Source organism: Moorena sp. SIO2C4 (genome assembly GCF_010672485.1).
Taxonomy (GTDB): Bacteria; Cyanobacteriota; Cyanobacteriia; order Cyanobacteriales; family Coleofasciculaceae; genus Moorena; species Moorena producens.
Window position 1 is genome coordinate 1 of record NZ_JAAHGN010000796.1, and the last position, 3,600, is coordinate 3,600.

At 42.1% G+C, this 3,600-nt stretch carries 5 protein-coding genes; 1 reads left to right on the forward strand and 4 read right to left on the reverse strand.

Annotated elements, in window-relative coordinates:
* On the forward strand, positions 1–1,163 hold a 1,163-nt coding region (locus F6K20_RS29210), incomplete at its 5' end, for a chromate transporter (protein ID WP_287297035.1).
* 136 nt (positions 1,164–1,299) lie between these two features.
* Here F6K20_RS29210 and F6K20_RS29215 read toward each other — a convergent pair.
* From F6K20_RS29215 to F6K20_RS29230, 4 genes are all read right to left on the reverse strand, one after another.
* Positions 1,300–1,905, reverse strand: coding sequence for a hypothetical protein (locus F6K20_RS29215; RefSeq protein WP_287265927.1), 606 nt, complete (start codon positions 1,903–1,905; stop codon positions 1,300–1,302).
* A gap of 53 nt (positions 1,906–1,958) precedes the next feature.
* Complete coding sequence (locus tag F6K20_RS29220; RefSeq protein ID WP_287255252.1) at positions 1,959–2,423, reverse strand: DUF4365 domain-containing protein; 465 nt, start codon at positions 2,421–2,423, stop codon at positions 1,959–1,961.
* Between the two features lie 210 nt (positions 2,424–2,633).
* Positions 2,634–3,029 carry a hypothetical protein gene (locus tag F6K20_RS29225; RefSeq protein ID WP_008183934.1) on the reverse strand — a complete coding sequence of 132 codons (396 nt, stop codon included), beginning with the start codon at positions 3,027–3,029 and terminating at the stop codon, positions 2,634–2,636.
* Positions 3,026–3,412, reverse strand: a complete 387-nt coding sequence (locus F6K20_RS29230; protein ID WP_008183932.1) for a DUF433 domain-containing protein — start codon at positions 3,410–3,412, stop codon at positions 3,026–3,028. Before F6K20_RS29230 ends, F6K20_RS29225 begins: the two co-directional genes overlap by 4 nt.
* Positions 3,413–3,600: the final 188 nt, after the last annotated feature.

Consider the following 3,600-nt stretch of genomic DNA (forward strand, 5'->3'; position numbering starts at 1 on the left):
TCCCACAACAACAGGTGCAACTACTAAAAGAATTAGCACTAGTCTTTTTTAAATTGGGGACAATTGCCTTTGGTGGCCCAGCTGCTCACATTGCCATCATGGATGATGAAGTAGTGAAGCGACGACAGTGGATGAGTCATGAGAAGCTGCTCGATCTACTGGGAGTTACTAATCTTATTCCAGGCCCTAACTCTACAGAATTAGCGATTCACATCGGTTATGAGCGAGCGGGATGGCGAGGGCTGTTTGTTGCTGGTTCTTGTTTTATCTTGCCAGCAATGGTGATTGTCTGGATCATGGCAGCAATTTATGCCCGTTACCAGAGTGTGCCCCAGGTAGAGTGGCTCCTTTATGGTATCAAACCAGTTATCATCGCCATTGTTTTACAAGCGTTATGGAAGTTGGGAAAAAAAGCAGCAAAAGATATTCCCACCACAGTAGCAGGAGTTGCAGCTACTGTCGCTTTCTTCTTAGGCACCCATGAAATTCTATTACTGCTGTTGGTCGGAGCTGCAGTAATGCTAGTTAAAAACCTTTGGCGTAGAGGAAACAATATCACAGGTGCTTTACTTATACCTTTCTCTAGTGTTTTAGCACAGACCGGTGTACCATCCGCTGCTTCTATATCTTCCGCTAGTGTGTTCTTATTCTTCCTAAAAATTGGCTCCGTTCTATATGGTAGTGGCTATGTGCTGCTGGCGTTTCTACAACAAGATTTAGTAGAGCGCCATCAATGGCTTACTTCCCAACAACTGCTTGATGCGATCGCAATCGGTCAAGTCACTCCCGGTCCTGTGTTTACCACTGCTACCTTTATTGGCTATCTGCTGAATGGAAATGTTGGCGCAGTAGCTGCAACAATTGGAATCTTTTTGCCTGCCTTTGTGTTAGTCGGAATCCTCAATCCTTGGGTGCCCAAGCTACGCCAATCCCCCTGGGCAAGTGGATTCCTAGACGGTGTTAATGCCGCTTCCTTAGGACTGATGACAGGAGTCACTTATATCTTAGCACGTACTGCTTTAGTAGATTGGTTAACCGTTATGGTAGCAATAGTTAGCGCGGTGCTGGTATTTCGCTTTAAGGTAAATTCCGCATGGTTAGTATTAATCGGCGGAATTATCGGATTGATTTCACAATTAGCCCAGTTGTCGATTGGGTTTTAGGGAGTCGGGAGTCGGGAGCGGTGCGACCCGTGGCGAATTTAATTCGCCTACGGAAAGCGCACCGAGGGAGTCGGGAATCGGGAGAATGAGGTAGAAAGAATTTTTTCTAGTTTTACTGTTCCCTTGGCTAATAGTATTACGCTTTTCCTTTAACCATGTTCACTAGAATCCCAATAACTTTATTAATATCGCTAATATAATAACTATCATTATCGATATAAGCGACATTTTTTTCAAGCTTAACAAACCTCCATTCATCCCCTGTAGTTACTGCACCATATACACAGGGTAAATCATAACTTTCTTCTTGATTAAAGAGTTGAGCAGCATACATTTCCGCAATACATTGACCCAAGCCAGAAATAATATTTTCATTCTTAGCTTCAACTATTGTAATTACCGGCAAATCTAAATATAACTGCTCTTCTGAACCACTAATGATATAATCACAAAATCCAGTTAAGCCTTTTTCCTTATCGACATTAAAATCAATCCCTGAGAATAGACTAATTTTTTGAGATGATTTTTCTTTGACTTCCAGTAAAATATTAATAATGATTAGTTCTGACCTAGCTTTTTCCGTATTAATGGCTAAGGCTAAAGGGAGATTTCTTTTTAAGGTCTGTGCCAGATAATCACTTATTTGAATTTCTTCACTATTGGAAAATAGTGACTGATCCTCGACAGTCTGGATATTAAAGTCAAGCTTGACTTTCTTTAGAGTAAAGTCACTATATGCCACTTAAGTCTCCTGGTTTTGAGCCTAATGCTAAGGCGGTCGGGGTATGGGTGTTGTTATGCGGCGGATTGGTGCTTTCGATTATACCAAGCATTAACTTCTGCGATTATCTGGCTAACCTGCTCCTGATCCAGAGAACGCCATTGATTGTTTTCAAGAGTATGAAGGCTCTGGTTGGATTCACTGGGATACTTCAACCATCGGTAATAGCCCCTGTCATCGTCCATAGTGAAAAACAATACACATACCGGGAAGGGCAAATCTTGAAAGTACTTCTTTTCTTGGTCAGATAAAACTAGTGACGCTTCTTGCTGTATGTCCTTGAAAGCTTTGTCTCGACCTTTGATGTGAACACCAAAAACCCTTCCTGTTGGTAATTTATCCCGTAGTATTGTTACCAACATATCTAGCCCATAATCAGCCTTCATCCTTTCCACAACTAGATCTTGGCTACTTGTCAAATATACTATCGCCAGATGTTCAGCACGCTCACCAATGAAATAATCTAAATCTCGCTTCATTACTGCCTCCACTATTGCACTAGGAAGTCTGCTGTAACTTGACTGCGATTGACCGTAGGTCACGCTACGCGATGGCTCGAAGAGCCCGCTAAAAGCGATTGGCCTACGGCCACGCTACGCGAACGCATCAATTGATTGCTACTGACTATATTGCCACCTTAACTGAGTTTAATTAGGCAAGCAAAGGTTTGTAATTGTTGAGCTTCGTATTCATGGAATGAAAAGTCTCATTGAACCTCTATAGTCATCAATGTCAAAGATAATCTCAATTAGCCGATCAACACAACGATTGCGATAATCAGGATCACTCAGAACTCGATCAGAATCTCCAATTGTGACAACAGGTAATGAAGTAGATGTATTTTCTTCACGCATCACTTTCTCTAGAGAATTCTTACCGTTCATACTCCGATTGGCTGTTAGCAGGATCATTTGATTGGCTTGTGCAAACCGCCAAACTACTCTGTCATCACTAGTAATCGATAATTCAATCTCTGCAAAAGTGACAAACCGAATGGGTAACAGCTCCAACCAGCCAAGGCTAGCAATACTACCTGACAAAAGTAGAGCATGTCCTTCAAGATTATGATCAACCAAGAAAATCATCGCTGGGACTCAAATTGAGCTTGATGTTTTGCTTTCTGTGCTTGCAGCTTTTCCCAAGCCGCCTCCCTACCTGGTAATGGTGGCTTTTTGGCAAGTCGGGCAATCAGGTCACGATTGCGCTGTTCATAATACTGTCGCAATTCTTCAGCTTCTTTCACTACAATTTGATACTCAGCTTCGACTTCAGCACGATTGGCTTTAATATAGGCCAGAGCAGCATTTATTTGTTCCTCGGTTAAGTTGAAGAGACCACGAATAAGCTTAGGAGGATATTCAGCAGTTAGGTAATCTATTACATCATAGAGTGTGATGCGTGTACCTGATATCGTCAATCCCCTTTCTGTGCGAATGATAGCCACTTTTCCATTAGACTCTAAACTCATATCCCTTATTCTTAAAAGACTAAATCCATCATTAACTACGCTATCAGCTATCAGCTATCAGATATCAGCTATCAGCTATCAGCTTATGCCCGTAGCGCAATCGGTGCTTTTGAATAAAATAAGCTGACCACTGACCACTGACCACTGACCACTGACCGCCCATCCCTGGCCAAATCAACTCACTTTAA